Origin of the sequence: Pseudomonas sp. IT-P2 (assembly GCF_949767575.1) — a bacterium.
GTDB lineage: Bacteria > Pseudomonadota > Gammaproteobacteria > Pseudomonadales > Pseudomonadaceae > Aquipseudomonas > Aquipseudomonas pharyngis.
In genome coordinates, this window is record NZ_CATKQA010000044.1 from 175,980 (window position 1) to 191,024 (window position 15,045).

Annotated in this window: 17 protein-coding genes and 1 other RNA gene; 7 read left to right on the forward strand and 11 right to left on the reverse strand. The window is 61.7% G+C overall.

All coding sequences use genetic code 11. From position 1 onward, the window contains the following. Positions 1-26: 26 nt before the first annotated feature. The 6 genes from ACM6JM_RS20155 to ACM6JM_RS20180 all read right to left on the reverse strand — a co-directional run bounded on the left by ACM6JM_RS20155 (position 27) and on the right by ACM6JM_RS20180 (position 5,950). Complete coding sequence (locus tag ACM6JM_RS20155) at positions 27-1,031, reverse strand: extracellular solute-binding protein (RefSeq protein ID WP_007951802.1); 1,005 nt, start codon at positions 1,029-1,031, stop codon at positions 27-29. Between the two features lie 107 nt (positions 1,032-1,138). Beyond that, positions 1,139-2,356: a 2-octaprenyl-3-methyl-6-methoxy-1,4-benzoquinol hydroxylase gene (locus ACM6JM_RS20160; RefSeq protein ID WP_414882473.1), complete on the reverse strand. Its 1,218-nt coding sequence runs from the start codon at positions 2,354-2,356 to the stop codon at positions 1,139-1,141. A gap of 9 nt (positions 2,357-2,365) precedes the next feature. Next, positions 2,366-2,851, reverse strand: coding sequence for a DUF4442 domain-containing protein (locus ACM6JM_RS20165; RefSeq protein ID WP_074690061.1), 486 nt, complete (start codon positions 2,849-2,851; stop codon positions 2,366-2,368). Beyond that, complete coding sequence (ubiH, locus tag ACM6JM_RS20170) at positions 2,844-4,031, reverse strand: 2-octaprenyl-6-methoxyphenyl hydroxylase (RefSeq protein ID WP_011336470.1); 1,188 nt, start codon at positions 4,029-4,031, stop codon at positions 2,844-2,846. Before ubiH ends, ACM6JM_RS20165 begins: the two co-directional genes overlap by 8 nt. Beyond that, positions 4,028-5,362 carry a Xaa-Pro aminopeptidase gene (pepP, locus tag ACM6JM_RS20175; protein WP_039765352.1) on the reverse strand — a complete coding sequence of 445 codons (1,335 nt, stop codon included), beginning with the start codon at positions 5,360-5,362 and terminating at the stop codon, positions 4,028-4,030. Before pepP ends, ubiH begins: the two co-directional genes overlap by 4 nt. 27 nt (positions 5,363-5,389) lie before the next feature. Beyond that, the gene (locus ACM6JM_RS20180) at positions 5,390-5,950 is read right to left on the reverse strand and encodes a YecA family protein (RefSeq protein WP_039765349.1); all 561 of its coding nucleotides are present in this window, start codon (positions 5,948-5,950) and stop codon (positions 5,390-5,392) included. Positions 5,951-6,075: 125 nt separating this feature from the next. Here ACM6JM_RS20180 and ACM6JM_RS20185 point away from each other — a divergent pair, with 125 nt between their 5' ends. The 4 genes from ACM6JM_RS20185 (at position 6,076) to ACM6JM_RS20200 (ending at position 7,494) form a co-directional block, all read left to right on the forward strand. Next, entirely contained in the window at positions 6,076-6,285 is a 210-nt protein-coding gene (locus ACM6JM_RS20185) for a TIGR02449 family protein (protein ID WP_007940359.1), read from the forward strand. Continuing rightward, entirely contained in the window at positions 6,282-6,599 is a 318-nt protein-coding gene (locus ACM6JM_RS20190) for a cell division protein ZapA (RefSeq protein ID WP_039765346.1), read from the forward strand. Before ACM6JM_RS20185 ends, ACM6JM_RS20190 begins: the two co-directional genes overlap by 4 nt. Before the next feature lie 30 nt (positions 6,600-6,629). Continuing rightward, a non-coding RNA gene (gene ssrS, locus ACM6JM_RS20195) (6S RNA) lies at positions 6,630-6,808 on the forward strand. An 80-nt stretch (positions 6,809-6,888) separates the two neighbouring features. Then, complete coding sequence (locus ACM6JM_RS20200; protein ID WP_039765344.1) at positions 6,889-7,494, forward strand: 5-formyltetrahydrofolate cyclo-ligase; 606 nt, start codon at positions 6,889-6,891, stop codon at positions 7,492-7,494. Between the two features lie 35 nt (positions 7,495-7,529). On the opposite strand, the gene ACM6JM_RS20205 is transcribed toward ACM6JM_RS20200, so the two are convergent. Continuing rightward, positions 7,530-7,685, reverse strand: a complete 156-nt coding sequence (locus ACM6JM_RS20205) for a hypothetical protein (RefSeq protein ID WP_007911192.1) — start codon at positions 7,683-7,685, stop codon at positions 7,530-7,532. 197 nt (positions 7,686-7,882) lie between these two features. Here ACM6JM_RS20205 and ACM6JM_RS20210 point away from each other — a divergent pair, with 197 nt between their 5' ends. Continuing rightward, a complete protein-coding gene (locus ACM6JM_RS20210; RefSeq protein WP_414882399.1) occupies positions 7,883-8,335 on the forward strand; it encodes an EVE domain-containing protein in 453 nt (150 codons plus the stop codon). A 156-nt stretch (positions 8,336-8,491) separates the two neighbouring features. Here the strand turns inward: ACM6JM_RS20210 and ACM6JM_RS20215 are convergent, their stop codons facing one another. Next, on the reverse strand, positions 8,492-8,899 hold the full coding sequence (locus ACM6JM_RS20215; protein WP_007951814.1) for a flagellar basal body-associated protein FliL: 408 nt from the start codon (positions 8,897-8,899) through the stop codon (positions 8,492-8,494). Positions 8,900-9,049: 150 nt separating this feature from the next. On the opposite strand from ACM6JM_RS20215, the gene ACM6JM_RS20220 reads away from it, so the two are divergent. Further along, positions 9,050-10,027 (forward strand): NADPH:quinone oxidoreductase family protein, encoded by a 978-nt coding sequence (locus ACM6JM_RS20220; RefSeq protein WP_414882400.1) that lies wholly within the window; start codon positions 9,050-9,052, stop codon positions 10,025-10,027. 338 nt (positions 10,028-10,365) lie between these two features. Then, the gene (glpT, locus tag ACM6JM_RS20225; RefSeq protein WP_007951819.1) at positions 10,366-11,715 is read left to right on the forward strand and encodes a glycerol-3-phosphate transporter; all 1,350 of its coding nucleotides are present in this window, start codon (positions 10,366-10,368) and stop codon (positions 11,713-11,715) included. Here the strand turns inward: glpT and ACM6JM_RS20230 are convergent. The 3 genes from ACM6JM_RS20230 to ubiD all read right to left on the reverse strand — a co-directional run bounded on the left by ACM6JM_RS20230 (position 11,691) and on the right by ubiD (position 14,991). Continuing rightward, complete coding sequence (locus ACM6JM_RS20230) at positions 11,691-12,359, reverse strand: gamma-glutamylcyclotransferase (protein ID WP_103385894.1); 669 nt, start codon at positions 12,357-12,359, stop codon at positions 11,691-11,693. The genes glpT and ACM6JM_RS20230 overlap by 25 nt on opposite strands. Positions 12,360-12,556: 197 nt before the next feature. Then, complete coding sequence (locus tag ACM6JM_RS20235; RefSeq protein ID WP_414882401.1) at positions 12,557-13,525, reverse strand: CDP-6-deoxy-delta-3,4-glucoseen reductase; 969 nt, start codon at positions 13,523-13,525, stop codon at positions 12,557-12,559. Next, a complete protein-coding gene (gene ubiD / locus ACM6JM_RS20240) occupies positions 13,525-14,991 on the reverse strand; it encodes a 4-hydroxy-3-polyprenylbenzoate decarboxylase (RefSeq protein WP_039765334.1) in 1,467 nt (488 codons plus the stop codon). Before ubiD ends, ACM6JM_RS20235 begins: the two co-directional genes overlap by 1 nt. Between the last annotated feature and the right edge of the window lie 54 nt (positions 14,992-15,045).

Genomic DNA, 15,045 nt, shown 5'->3' on the forward strand with positions numbered 1-15,045 from the left:
GATCAAACAGTGCTGTCAGGAATGACTCAGTTCCAACCCGCCCGATCCATCATCCGGATCGCTTCAGCCTGACGCTTGCCCGCCACTTCAACCGGCAGCGTATCAGCCACGAACTGTCCCCACGCCGCCACTTCTTCCGAAGGCTTCACCGCTGGATTGGCCGGGAACTCCTGGTTCACGTCGGCAAAGATCTTCTGCGCCTCAGGCGTGGTCATCCACTCGACCAAAGCCTTGGCCGCTTCCGGGTGCGGCGCATGTTTGGTCAGGCCGATGCCCGACAGGTTGACGTGCACACCACGATCCGCCTGGTTCGGCCAGAACAGTTTCACCGGCAGTTCCGGCTTCTGCTTGTGCAGGCGACCGTAGTAGTAGGTGTTGACGATGCCGACGTCGCACTGGCCGGCGTTGATCGCTTCCAGCACCGCGACGTCGTCGGAGAACACGTCGGTGGACAGGTTGTTGACCCAGCCCTTGAGGATCTTCTCGGTCTTTTCGGCACCGTGGACTTCGATCATGGTGGCGGTCAGCGACTGGTTGTAGACCTTCTTCGCCGTGCGCAGGCACAGGCGACCTTCCCAGTTCTTGTCGGCCAGTGCTTCGTAGGTGGTCAGTTCGCCCGGTTTCACCCGTTCGGTGGAGTAGGCGATGGTCCGTGCGCGCAGGCTCAGGCCGGTCCAGGCGTGGCTGGACGAGCGATATTGCAGGGGAATGTTGGTGTCGATGGTTTTCGAGGTGAACGGCTGGAGAATGCCCATCTGCTCGGCCTGCCAGAGGTTGCCGGCATCGACGGTCAGCAGCAGGTCGGCGGTGGCGTTCTCGCCTTCGGCCTTGATCCGCTGCATCAGCGGCGCTTCCTTGTCGGTGATGAACTTGATCTTCACCCCGGTCTTGGCGGTGTAGGCATCGAACACCGGCTTGATCAGCTCATCGATACGCGAGGAGTAGACCACCACCTCGTCGGCGGCCTGGGCGGCGGTGCTGCCGATCAGGGTCAGGGCCAGTGCGGTCAGAACACGCTTGGATGCCAACATGGGAGCGGTCTCTCGGTCGGGAAAAGTGGCCCAAATGATAAGGACTCACATTTACCAGCTCAATCGAACACTTTCCCAAGGAGTTACCAGATGTTGCACAACATTTGTCAGGCCTTGGCCAAGGCCGGCAAGTCGCCGGTCAGACCCAATGCTTCACGCACGAACAACGCCTTGGCCTCAGGCATCTGCTCAACGATTTTCAGTCCGGTGTTGCGCAACCAGCGCAGAGGCAGCGGATCGGCCTGGAACAACCGCTCGAAGCCTTCCATCGCCGCCATCAGCGCCAGATTGTGCGGCATGCGCCGGCGTTCGTAGCGGCTCAGGACTTTCACGTCCGCCAGGCGTTCGCCGCGTTCGTGCGCTTGCAGCAGCACTTCAGCCAGCACTGCGGCGTCGAGGAAGCCAAGGTTCACACCCTGCCCCGCCAACGGGTGAATGGTGTGCGCGGCATCGCCGATCAGCGCCAGGCCTTCGGCCACGTAGCGTTTGGCGTGGCGTTGACGTAACGGCACACACAGGCGCGGGTCGGCGCTGATGACCTCGCCGAGGCAACCTTCGAACGCGCGCTCCAGCTCGCGGCAGAAATCCGCCTCATCCAGCGCCATCAGCCGTTCGGCTTCGCTCGGCGTGGTCGACCAGACGATCGAGCACCAGTCCTGCTGACCGTCACGCTCCAGCGGCAGAAACGCCAGCGGCCCGTGATCGGTGAAACGCTGCCACGCGGTCATACGGTGCGGCTTGCTGCTGCGCACGCTGGTGACGATGGCATGGTGCAAGTAGTCCCATTCGCGGGTGGCGACACCGGTCAGACGGCGCACGGCAGAATTGGCGCCGTCCGCCGCGATCACCAGCGGCGCGCGCAAAGTGCGGCCGTCGGCCAGGGTCAGCAGCCAGTCGTCACCGGAACGGCGCATCTGCTCCAGCCGCGCATTGGCCAGCAGACCCAGGTCGCAATCGTGCAGACGGTCGAGCAAGGCATCCTGGACCACGCGGTTTTCGACAATGTGGCCGAGCACCTCGGCGTGCACGCTGCTGGCCGAGAAGTGAATCTGGCCGGTGCCGCTGCCGTCCCAGACGTGCATGTCGGTGTACGGGCTGCTGCGTCGGTTGACGATGCCGTCCCATACGCCGAGGCGATCGAGGATCCGCTGGCTGGCCGCCGACAGCGCGCTCACCCGCGGCTCGAACGGCGCATCGCCGTCGAAGGGTTTGACGCTCAGCGGGCTGCCGTCGAGCAACAGGACTTCCAGCCCGCTGCCCTGCAACGCCAGCGCCAGGGCACTGCCGACCATTCCGGCTCCGACAATCAGCACATCCGCGCGCATTTCCATGCTTTAAGCCTGTCTCGCTGGCGGCTTGAGCCGCACGTAAAGGGTTTTACCGACCCGCGCCACCAGGTTGCCGGCGCCGTCATGAATGTCGACCTGCAACTGCGGCAGGTATTTCTCGCCACTGGCGGTCTGCCGACGGATCTCGTCGAGCAGGGTGTCGTCGATGTTGAACCGGGCGAACACCGGGCCTTTGCCCGGCGATATGAAATCAATGTCGGCAGCCTTGTCCCAGACAATGTACTTCGAGCCGAGATTCTCCATGAGCATCAACATGAAGAACGGGTCGACCATCGAATACAGACTGCCGCCGAACTGGGTGCCAACGTAATTGCGGTTGTACCAGCCCAGGCCCATCGAGACCCGGATGTCACGAAAGTCATCGCTGATGTGCTGCACCCGGACACCGGCGCCGAAGTACGGCGGGTAAAACGTCATGATCCAGCGCATCAGCCGCGCCTTGCCAAACTGTTTGATCAGCCACTCACGCATCCGGCCGCGTCCCCAGTCCCATGGCCTGACGGGCGAACCAGCGTTTGGCCGGCGGCAGCAGATCAAGGCCGAGCAGACCGATGTTGCGCCCCAGCGATACCAGCGGCTGGGTACTGCCGAACAGGCGCGTGACCTGATCGGAGAAACCGACGGTGAGGTCCTGATCGAGGCGCTGACGCTCGCGATAGGCCTGCAACGTGGCGAAATCCCCCAGCGGTTTGTCGCTGGCCAGCAGCGCGGCGGCCAACGCATCGGCATCGCGCAGGGACAGGTTGAAACCCTGCCCGGCAATTGGGTGCAGGCTGTGGGCGGCGTTGCCGAGAACGGCCAGATGCGAACGCACCTGCTCTTCCGCCTCCACCAGCGACAGCGGATACAGATGCCGCGCGCCAACCTGTTTCAGAGTGCCGAGACGGTAGCCGAACACACCTTGCAGCTCGCTGAGGAAATCACGCTCGCTCAGGTCGGCCAGACGTTGCGCGTCCATGCCCAGACGGGTCCAGACCAGCGCGCAGCGGTTTTCCGGCAGCGGCAGCAGCGCCATCGGGCCTTCGTCGGTGAAGCGCTCGAACGCCATGCCGTTGTGCGCTTCGCTCGGGGTGATGTTGGCGATCAGCGCGCTCTGGTTGTACGGGCGCTTGCGCACGTTGATGCCCAGTTGCTCGCGCAGACCGGAACGGCCGCCATCGGCGAGCACCGCCAGATCGCATTCGACCGTGGTTTCATCGTTGAGGGTCAGCCGATAGCCGTCGGGCAGCGGCTCCATGCGGGAAACTTCCGCCGGGCAGCGCCAACTGATCACGTCTTTGTCGAGGTGCTGCCACAGGCACTGGCCGAGCCAGGCGTTTTCAACGACATAGCCGAGCGCCGGAACGCCCTCTTCCATCGCCGACAGGCGAGCAGTGGAGAACCGACCACGGTCGGACACGTGAATCTGTTTGATCGGCTCGGCGCGGCGGGAGATTTCCTGCCACACGCCCAGCCGCTGATAAATCTGCCGCGAACCGAAAGACAGCGCCGAGGAGCGCGCGTCGTAGCTTGGCTGCCAGGTGTCACCGGGGGCGAACGGTTCGATCAGCACGATCTTCCAGCCACGGGCCTTGGCCCCGGCCTGCAAGGCCAACGCCAGACTGGCGCCGACCAGACCGCCACCGATGATTGCCAGATTGACCCGACTCATGCCGCGCAGGTCCGTGCTTGCGCCATCAGGGCTTCGATCTCGGCGACGGTTTTCGGCACGCCGCCGGTCAGGATTTCACAACCGCTCTTGGTCACTACCACGTCATCCTCGATGCGCACGCCAATGCCGCGCCATTTCTTCGCTACGTTCTGATTGTCCGGGGCGATGTAGATGCCCGGCTCCACGGTCAGCGCCATGCCGACTTCCAGCACCCGCCATTCGCCGCCGACCTTGTATTCGCCAACGTCATGCACATCCATCCCGAGCCAGTGACCGGCGCGGTGCATGTAAAACGCCTTGTAGGCCTCGGAGGCGATCAACTCGTCGACTTCGCCCTGCAACAACCCCAGCTTCACCAGCCCGGTGGTGATGACCCGAACCGTGGCTTCGTGCGCCTGGTTCCAGTGCTTGTTCGGAGCGATTTCGGCGAATGCCGCTTCCTGCGAAGCCAGCACCAGTTCGTAGATCGCTTTCTGCTCGGCGGAAAACTTACCGTTGACCGGCCAGGTGCGGGTGATGTCGCTGGCGTAGCAGTCGATCTCGCAACCGGCGTCGATCAGCACCAGATCGCCGTCCTTGAGCAGCGCGTCATTCTGCTGGTAATGCAGGATGCAGCTGTTGCGCCCGGCAGCGACGATCGAACCGTAGGCCGGCATCTTCGCCCCGCCCTTGCGGAACTCGTAATCCAGTTCGGCTTCGAGGCTGTACTCATACAGCCCGGCCCGGCTGGCCTGCATCGCCCGGATGTGGGCCTGGGCGGAAATCCGCGCGGCCTCGCGCATCACCTTCACTTCTGCCGCCGATTTATACAGGCGCATGTCGTGCAGCAGGTGATCCAAAGCAACGAATTCGTTCGGCGGCTGGGCGCCGAGGTGCGCCTTGGAGCGGATCACGTTGATCCAGTCCATCAGGTGGCGGTCGAATTCCGGGTTGCTGCCCATGGCCGAATACACCCGGTCGCGGCCTTCGATCAGGCCCGGCAGGATGTCGTCGATGTCGGTGATGGGGAAAGCGTCATCGGCGCCGAAATCGCGGATCGCGCCTTCCTGGCCGGCGCGCAGGCCGTCCCAGAGTTCGCGTTCGGCGTTGCGTTCACGGCAGAACAGCACGTACTCGCCGTGTTCGCGACCGGGCATCAGGACGATGACCGCCTGTGGCTCGGGGAAACCGCTGAGGTACTGGAAGTCGCTGTCCTGGCGATAGACGTGCTCGACGTCGCGGTTGCGGATGGCGACCGCGGCGGCCGGCAGGATCGCGATACTGTTGGGTTCCATCTGCGCCATCAGCGCCTTGCGGCGCCGGGCGTATTCCGCTTTCGGGATATGGATCATGGGCAGATGGCTTTCCCTGGCACGCGATCAGTGCAGCGACGGCTTGGCCGCTGGCGGCACGTCGGCCTTTTTGGTTTCGGAGAACAGCAGCAGCGGAGCGACACGCAGGTACTCCATGACTTCCATATAGTCGCTTTCGCCGTCTTCGGATTCTTCCAGTGCGTCTTGCACCTGGGAGATCGCTGCAAGATCCTGCAACACTTCCGTGGCCTCGGTGCTCAGCATGCTGCTGTCGCGGCAGTTCAGGCCGAACCCGGTGAGGAAGCCCTGGCACCATTCGCCCAGCGCGGCGGCACGCTCGGCCAGAGGCGTGTCATCGTTCGGCAACAGCAGAACCACGGTGACGTCATCGCCGGTGAGTTCGCTCTTGACCATTTCCTGCAGACCGATCAGCGCGTTGCGGACGTTGTCCTGCGGCTCACTCTCGAGCAGCTCGGCGGCATCGATCAGCCACTCTTCGGCATTGAAGCCGGCGCCAGCGCAACTGCGGCCCAGCAACAGGCCGTGCAGTTCGGCAGGCGAAACGGAGTGACCGCTGGAGTTCAGCAGGGTGGCAAAGCCTTGGTACGGGGAATTCTGAATGGGCATGGGCAGCTAGGCGCCAGACGGCGCTATGTCTAGAATGAAGGCCTTGTATCCTACATCGACAGACTCGCCAAGACCATTAAAGGCTGTCCGCCAGCCAAACCCATCAGACCGAATCAGTGGACACAATGGAAGACACCGACCTGCAAGCGCTGATGGCCAGACTCGAACTGCTGATTACCCGAGTCGAGCAACTAAAGAGTCAAAATGCACTCTTACTTGCTCAGGAAAAGACCTGGCGCGAGGAACGCGCGCACCTCATTGAAAAAAACGAAATCGCCCGGCGTAAGGTCGAATCGATGATTTCGCGCCTCAAGGCCCTGGAGCAAGACTCATGAGTTCAAGCAATAGCGTTACCGTGCAGATCCTCGACAAAGAGTATTCGATCATCTGCCCCCAGGAAGAGCGCAGCAATCTGATCAGCGCCGCCCGCTACCTGGACGGCAAGATGCGCGAGATCCGCAGCAGCGGCAAAGTCATCGGCGCCGACCGCATCGCCGTGATGGCCGCGCTGAACATCACCCACGACCTCTTGCACAAAGAAGAGCGTCCGGACATCCAGGCCAGCGGTTCGACCCGTGAACAGGTGCGTGACTTGCTCGATCGTGTCGATCTGGTGCTGGCGACCGATCCGGACGTCACCAAGGGCTGATTCGCCAGGCCGCTTGAGTTATACTCGCCGCACTCCCTGGGGTGCTTGCCAGTTGACGATGTCCCTGAGCCGATTTGCACTACCCTGGGGGTTGCACGTTGGGCTGGTGTGCATGTCCGCCAGACGGAAAGCCTTAAAGCCTACTGCATCCTCCACCTTGAACTCTCGGGTTCAAGGGCTAAGTCGACAGCGGCTCATCCGGGGAGCCTGATTCGAATCCGATGCCGGTGCATGCCGGCATCGGATTTTTTATGCGTACGTTTTCGTCCCACCCTGCCGAAGCCGAACCATGACCGAACCCGCGTTGCTGCCCCGCCCCCAACTGCGCCGCCTGTTGCGCAAGGCCCGCCGCTCGCTGACGCGAAGCGAACAACGCCAGGCCGCCGAAGGCCTGTATAAACAACTGGCACAAAACCCGCACTTTCGCCGGGCGAAACACATTTCCCTGTACCTGCCCACCGACGGTGAAATCGACCCGCGCCTGTTGCTCAGCGCTGCCCAGCGTCGCGGCAAGAAAACCTACCTGCCGGTGCTCAGTGCCTGGCCACGGACCAAAATGGTCTTTCAGCAGATCCGCCCCGGCGAAAAGCTCAAACCCAACCGTTTCCGCATTCTTGAGCCGCGCGCCAATCTGGCCCGTCAGCGCAAGGTCTGGGCACTGGACCTGGTGTTGTTGCCACTGGTGGGATTCGACGATGTCGGCGGGCGCCTGGGCATGGGCGGCGGATTCTACGATCGCAGCCTGGCCTATCTGGCCCGACGCCAGAACTGGCGCAAGCCGACGCTATTGGGACTGGCCCATGAATGTCAGAAAGTCGAACGGCTGGCGCAGGCGAGCTGGGATGTACCGTTGCAGGGAACGGTGACGGACAAGGCGTGGTATTTCGCAGGATAGACGCCGCGCGGATCAACGGCGTCGAAAAGGCAGTTTCAGCGCTTGAAGGCTGTCGACTGTTGTACTTGTTGCGCCACTTCAATCGGTGCATCGGCCTTGTTGGCCCACAGACTTTGCGCATAACCGGTGGTCACGACGCCCAGACCGAACAAAATTACCAAAGTCCACAGCAAATCCGGTTTGCGTTTCATCGATTGCCCCCCTCAAGGCACATCATCACGATGACAGCAGCGGTTTCCATTCGTAGGCCGTGCAGCAGCGTCAAGCTTTAAAGGCCGGCATTTTGCGACAACGTGAACCGTCGCGCAAATGCTGACGTCAACCGACCGTCGGTTTGTCATAAAATTGCCGGACAACCTGCCCAATGACCGCTTGAGGAGCACACACCATGGCCTACTGGCTGATGAAATCCGAGCCCGACGAGCTCTCGATCAAGGGCCTGGAAAAGCTCGGCAAAGCGCGCTGGGACGGGGTTCGCAACTATCAAGCGCGCAATTTCCTGCGGGCCATGGCGGTCGGGGATGAATTCTTTTTCTACCATTCCAGCTGCCCGGAGCCGGGGATTGCCGGAATCGGCAAAATAATCGAAGCCGCGTACCCGGATCCCACCGCACTGGAACCGGAAAGCCATTACTTCGATCCGAAAGCCACGCCGGAGAAAAACGCCTGGAGCGCGATCGATGTCGCCCACGTAGAGACATTCAACCGGGTCTTGAAGCTGGATTATCTGAAGCAGCAGACCGCGCTGGCCGAGATGCCGCTGGTGCAAAAGGGTTCGCGGCTGTCGGTGATGCCGGTGACTGCCAAGCAGTGGGCGGCGGTGATGGCGCTCAAACCCTGAATCATCCTTCGCCTGACAAGATGCCTTCGCTGGCAAGCCAGCTCCCACAGGGATTTTTAGTGAACACATAATTTGTGACCACCAGAAATACCTATGGGAGCTGCGGTGCGACGATTCGACTTGCTCGCGAAGGGGCCGGGCCGGACAGCAAAGTTGTTACTGAATGATCAGGTTGTTGAACAACAGGTCTTCAACCACCGGCTTGCCGGTCTCGTCGTTCATCACTTGCTGGGTCTGTTTCAAGGCTTCCTGACGCAGTTTTTCCTTGCCCTCGATGCTGCCCATCGCATCGGTGGTCTGCTGAGTGAATAGCGCCACCAGCTGATTGCGGATCAGCGGTTCATTGGCCTTGACCAGTTTGGTCGCCTCTTCGCCGGTCACCCGCAGTGCCACGTCGGCCTTGTAGACCTTGAGTTTCGGGGTGCCATCCAGCCCGTAGTTGCCCACAAACGGCGGGCTCAGGGTGATGTAGTTGACCTTCGGCGCCTCGCCCTCTTTGGCTTCTTCGGCCAGCGCTGCCACAGGCAGAGACAGGGCCAGCAACAACATGATCCACGCTTTCACAATTCGCTCCTTATCCGGTTTGCGGCCTAGCATAACGACCCGCCGCGCAAGCACAAGCTTATGGCGGACTATCAGGGCCGGGCATGCTCGTTGACCCGTTGACTGCCACACCTACACTTATCGGCCATCACTCCCAAAGGAATAGCCCTGATGAAAGCCGTGCTGTGCAAAGCCTTCGGCCCTGCCGAATCGCTGGTGCTGGAAGACGTCGCCAGTCCTGTCGCCAAGAAGAACGAAATCCTGCTGGACGTGCACGCCGCCGGGGTCAACTTCCCGGACACGCTGATCATCGAGGGCAAGTACCAGTTCAAGCCGCCCTTCCCGTTCTCGCCGGGTGGCGAAGCCTCCGGCGTGGTCAGCGCGGTGGGGGAAAAGGTCAGTCACCTGAAAGTCGGTGACCGGGTCATGGCACTGACCGGCTGGGGCAGCTTCGCCGAGCAGGTCGCAGTGCCGGGCTACAACGTGCTGCCGATCCCGCCATCGATGGATTTCAACACCGCCGCCGCCTTCAGCATGACCTACGGCACGTCGATGCACGCCCTCAAGCAGCGCGGCAATCTGCAACCGGGCGAAACCCTGCTGGTACTCGGCGCCTCCGGCGGCGTTGGCCTGGCCGCCGTGGAAATCGGCAAAGCCATGGGCGCGCGGGTGATCGCCGCCGCCAGCAGCGCGGAAAAACTCGCGGTGGCCAAGGCTGCCGGGGCAGACGAACTGATCAACTACAGCGAAACCAGCCTCAAGGACGAGATCAAGCGCCTGACCGACGGCCATGGCGCCGACGTGATCTACGACCCGGTCGGCGGTGACCTTTTCGATCAGGCTGTCCGCGCCATCGCCTGGAACGGCCGCCTGCTGGTGGTCGGTTTCGCCAGCGGACGCATTCCCGAACTGCCGGTCAACCTCGCCCTGCTCAAGGGCGCTGCGGTACTCGGCGTGTTCTGGGGTTCCTTCGCCCAGCGCCAGCCGCAGGACAACGCGGCGAATTTCCAGCAATTGTTCGGCTGGTTTGCCGAGGGCAAGCTGAAGCCGCTGGTGTCGCAGGTCTATCCGCTGGGCAATGCCGCGCAGGCGATCAATGATCTCGGGCAGCGCAAGGCTGTAGGCAAGGTTGTGGTGCAAGTGCGCTGACCTGCTCGGGCGACCCGGAATTGATGCCCACTTCCGGATCGCCCCTCAGAACATTCCAGGCTGCAAATGTGCCGGCAGCCTCAAACAGAAAGCACCTTCTGCATTGCTCGCAGGACATTTCTCAAACCTGCGTCCTGCAAAATCCTGAAACCCGGCAGGAAGCTGCGGAGGTAACCATTCCCACAACGCCCTGCACTTATATCTGAGCGACATGTTCATAAAGGAACGTGCGACATCCAACATTTCCACTGTTTTGCCGATGGGAAGCGGTGCTATTTTCGGTAACGAAACTGTAACATTCGCATCCGCAGTCAAAACAAGAAATCTGGAGCTCTTGAATGTTTGCTTTCTTTCGTCCTGCCGCACATCAGGCTCCATTGCCTGAAGAAAAAATCGACAGCACCTACCGACGCCTGCGTTGGCAGATCTTCGCCGGCATCTTCTTTGGCTATGCGGGTTACTACCTGCTGCGCAAGAACTTCTCGCTGGCCATGCCGTACCTGATCGACGAAGGCTACAGCCGTGGCGATCTGGGTCTGGCGATGTCGGCAATCGCCATCGCGTACGGTCTGTCCAAGTTCCTCATGGGCCTGGTGTCCGACCGCTCCAACCCGCGTTACTTCCTGCCGTTCGGCCTGCTGGTATCGGCCGGGGTCATGTTCATTTTCGGTTTCGCGCCTTGGGCAACCTCCAGCGTGACCATGATGTTCATCCTGCTGTTCATCAACGGTTGGGCCCAGGGCATGGGCTGGCCGCCGAGCGGACGCACGATGGTGCACTGGTGGTCGCAGAAGGAACGTGGCGGCGTGGTGTCGGTGTGGAACGTGGCGCATAACGTCGGTGGCGGTCTGATCGGCCCGCTGTTCCTGATCGGCATGGGCCTGTTCAACGACTGGCACGCAGCGTTCTACGTCCCGGCCGCCGTGGCTCTGGCAGTAGCGGTGTTCGCTTTCGTGACCATGCGTGACACCCCGCAATCGGTCGGCCTGCCGCCGATCGAGAAGTACAAGAACGACTACCCGGAAGGCTACGACGCCAGCCACGAAGACGAATTCAGCGCCAAGGAAATCTTCGTCAAATACGTGCTGCGCAACAAAATGCTCTGGTACATCGCCATGGCCAACGTCTTCGTCTACCTGCTGCGCTACGGCGTGCTGGACTGGGCGCCGACCTACCTGAAAGAAGCCAAGGGTTTCACCGTGGATAAAACCTCGTGGGCCTATTTCTTCTACGAGTGGGCGGGGATTCCGGGCACGCTGCTGTGCGGCTGGATGTCGGACAAGATCTTCCGTGGCAACCGTGGCCTGACCGGTATGGTGTTCATGGCATTGGTGACCGTCGCGACCCTGGTGTACTGGCTGAACCCGGCCGGTAACCCGACCGTCGACATGATCGCGCTGTTCTCCATCGGCTTCCTGATCTATGGCCCGGTGATGCTGATCGGTCTGCAGGCGCTGGAACTGGCGCCGAAGAAAGCCGCCGGCACCGCTGCGGGCTTCACCGGTCTGTTCGGGTATCTGGGTGGTTCGGTCGCGGCCAGTGCAGCGATGGGCTACACCGTGGACCACTTCGGCTGGGATGGCGGTTTCGTGCTGCTGGTGGGCGCTTGCCTGCTGTCGATGGCCTTCCTGGCCCCGACCCTGTGGCACAAGCAAGTCGCCAGTCAGAGCCGCGAAGCAGTCGCCTGATCAGCCTTTGACTTACAGCGCTTGAGCCGCGCCTCCAGATTCCGGTCTGGCATGGCGTGGCTGCGCAGGGCGAGAGCGGTCTGCTCGACATAATCGCGAGTCGTGCCGTACCGCCCGCAAGCGCTTTCGAACACCTGGCTCAGCACATGATCCGGCAAGTTGCCGGCATAGCTGGGCAGGTGTCGCTCCAATACGAATCCCAACGCCTGAACCTGGCTGCCATCTTCGAGTCGGCAGTTGAGCCAGTGTGGCCGATAGGACGGGAACGGCATTTCGCGTTTCCACAACGCATACAGCGCGCTGTCCAGATTGTCTTCCGGCAACCGGTAGGCGAAGCCGCTGCACGAGCCGCCACGATCCAGACCAAAGACCAGACCCGGCATTTCCGGCGTGCCGCGATGCTCGTGGGACCACAAGTACAAGCCACGGTGATAGCCATGCACGCGCCCACGCACCCGCTCCACGGCTGTGCATTCCGGCCGCCAGATCAGCGAACCGTAGGCGAACAGCCAAACCGGCCCGCCCTTGTGGCGTGCCATGGTCGATTGCATGGATGCGAGAAGTTGTTCGTGCGTCAGCTGCGGCCCAAGATCGAGCCGCGGAGGGTAAGCCAGGTTCAGAAAAGCGTTTTCAATGGCGCTCATGGCGAATAGCGTTCAGCTCCCCGCGGGTGAAGAATTACTTAATAGAACGCACCGCTGTAACAATAAGGCACATATGTTTTAAGGCAATTTGAGTGCCATGGCACAGTTCTTAATTGATTGCCTGTTTGATATATAACCTACCGGCATTTATGCAATTACATAAATACCGATCGGCTATATGAAGAGTTATAACGGACTCAGGCGCGGGGTGCGTAAGCAAACACATCCGCACGCATCTGATGGGCATCCATCCCCGCTTCCACCAGCGCATCCAGCGTGCCGTAGACCATGGCCGGCGAGCCGCTGGCATAGACGTGCAACGGTTTCAGATCAGGGAAATCCTCGCACACCGCTTCGTGCAACATCCCGCAGCGCCCCTCCCAGCCGCACTGGTCACTGACGACTTTGTGCAGGAACAGATTGGGCAATTTCAGCCATTCGTCCCAATGTTCGATTTCGTAGAAATCTTCCGGACGACGCACGCCCCAATACAAGTGCACCGGATGTTTGAAGCCCGAAGCCCGGCAATGTTCGATCAGGCTGTGGATCTGACCCATGCCGGTGCCGGCGGCGATCAGCACCAGCGGCCCGTCCGGCAGTTCCGCCAGATGGGTGTCGCCGAACGGCAGTTCGACCCGCACCATCGGGTTGCGCTTGAGCTGATCGATCAGGCTCAGCGCACTGGATTCGCGCGCCAGCACATGGATTTCCAGATCGCGCCCGCCGTGGGGCGCCGAGGCCATGGAGAACGCCGACTTCTCGCCGTTCTCGCGCTCGATCATCAAATACTGGCCAGCGTGGTAGCGCGGCGGTTTGCCGGCCGGCGCCCGCAGGCGCACGCGAAAGGTATCGCCACCGACGTCCCGGCATTCGATGACCTGACACGACACGCTGCGCACCGGCAGTTCTCCCAGCGCGAGCACGCTATCCCACAGCACGATGCAGTCTTCCAGCGGCTCCGCTATGCAAGTGTAGAACTCGCCGTGGTCGTGCACCTTGCCGGCCTGTTGGACCCGGCCTTCCACCAGCAGCGCCGCGCACACGTGACAATTGCCGTTGCGACAGCTTTGCGGGCATTCGTAGCCCAGGCGCCGCGCACCATCGAGAATCTGCTCTCCGGGCTGTATCTCGAGCACCGCTCCGGAGGGCTGCAGGGTTACACGCATCAATCTATTCCTAACTGATTCCAGATGGCATCGATCCGTTGAGTGACGGCATCATCCTTGACGATGACGCGGCCCCACTCGCGAGTGGTTTCGCCCGGCCACTTGTGGGTGGCGTCCAGGCCCATCTTCGAGCCGAGTCCCGACACCGGCGAGGCAAAGTCGAGGTAGTCGATCGGCGTGTTGTCGATCATCACCGTGTCGCGCTTGGGGTCCATGCGCGTGGTGATGGCCCAGATCACGTCGTTCCAGTCACGCGCGTTGATGTCGTCGTCGGTGACGATAACGAACTTGGTGTACATGAACTGTCGCAAAAACGACCAGACACCCAGCATCACGCGCTTGGCGTGGCCCGGATACGACTTCTTCATCGTCACCACGGCCATGCGGTACGAGCAGCCTTCCGGCGGCAGGTAGAAGTCGGTGATCTCCGGAAACTGCTTCTGCAGGATCGGCACGAACACTTCGTTCAGCGCCACGCCGAGAATCGCCGGCTCATCCGGCGGACGGCCGGTGTAGGTGCTGTGGTAAATCGGTTTGATCCGGTGGGTGATGCGCTCGACGGTGAACACCGGGAAGCTGTCGACTTCGTTGTAGTAACCGGTGTGGTCACCGTACGGGCCTTCGTCGGCCATCTCGCCCGGATGGATCACGCCTTCAAGGATGATTTCGGCAGTGGCCGGCACTTGCAGGTCGTTGCCACGGCACTTCACCAGCTCCGTGCGACTGTCGCGCAGCAGACCGGCGAAGGCGTATTCGGAGAGGCTGTCCGGCACCGGAGTAACGGCGCCGAGAATGGTCGCCGGATCGGCACCGAGGGCCACGGACACCGGGAACGGCTGGCCCGGGTGCTTCTCGCACCACTCACGGAAATCCAGCGCACCGCCACGGTGGCTGAGCCAGCGCATGATGACCTTGTTGCGGCCGATCACTTGCTGACGGTAGATGCCAAGGTTCTGCCGATCCTTGTTCGGACCTTTGGTGACCGTCAGGCCCCAAGTGATCAGCGGCGCCACGTCGCCCGGCCAGCAGGTCTGCACCGGCAGCATCGCCAGATCGACGTCGTCGCCTTCTATGACCACTTCCTGGCACGGCGCGTCCTTGATGACTTTCGGCGCCATCGCAATGATCTTGCGGAAGATCGGCAGCTTCGACCACGCGTCCTTCAAACCCTTCGGCGGCTCCGGTTCCTTGAGGAACGCCAGCAGCTTGCCGATTTCGCGCAGCTCGCTGACCGACTCGGCGCCCATGCCCATGGCGACCCGCTCGGGGGTGCCGAACAGGTTGCCGAGCACCGGGATGTCGTAGCCGGTCGGGTTCTCGAACAGCAGCGCCGGGCCCTTGGCCCGCAGCGTGCGGTCGCACACCTCGGTCATTTCCAGCACCGGCGAAACGGGAATCTGGATGCGTTTCAACTCTCCGCGCTGCTCAAGCTGCTGCACGAAATCCCGAAGATCCTTGAATTTCATTGACGATGGCACCCTCAAAATAGGCGTACATCCTACCTGCTATGCCGGTCGCTG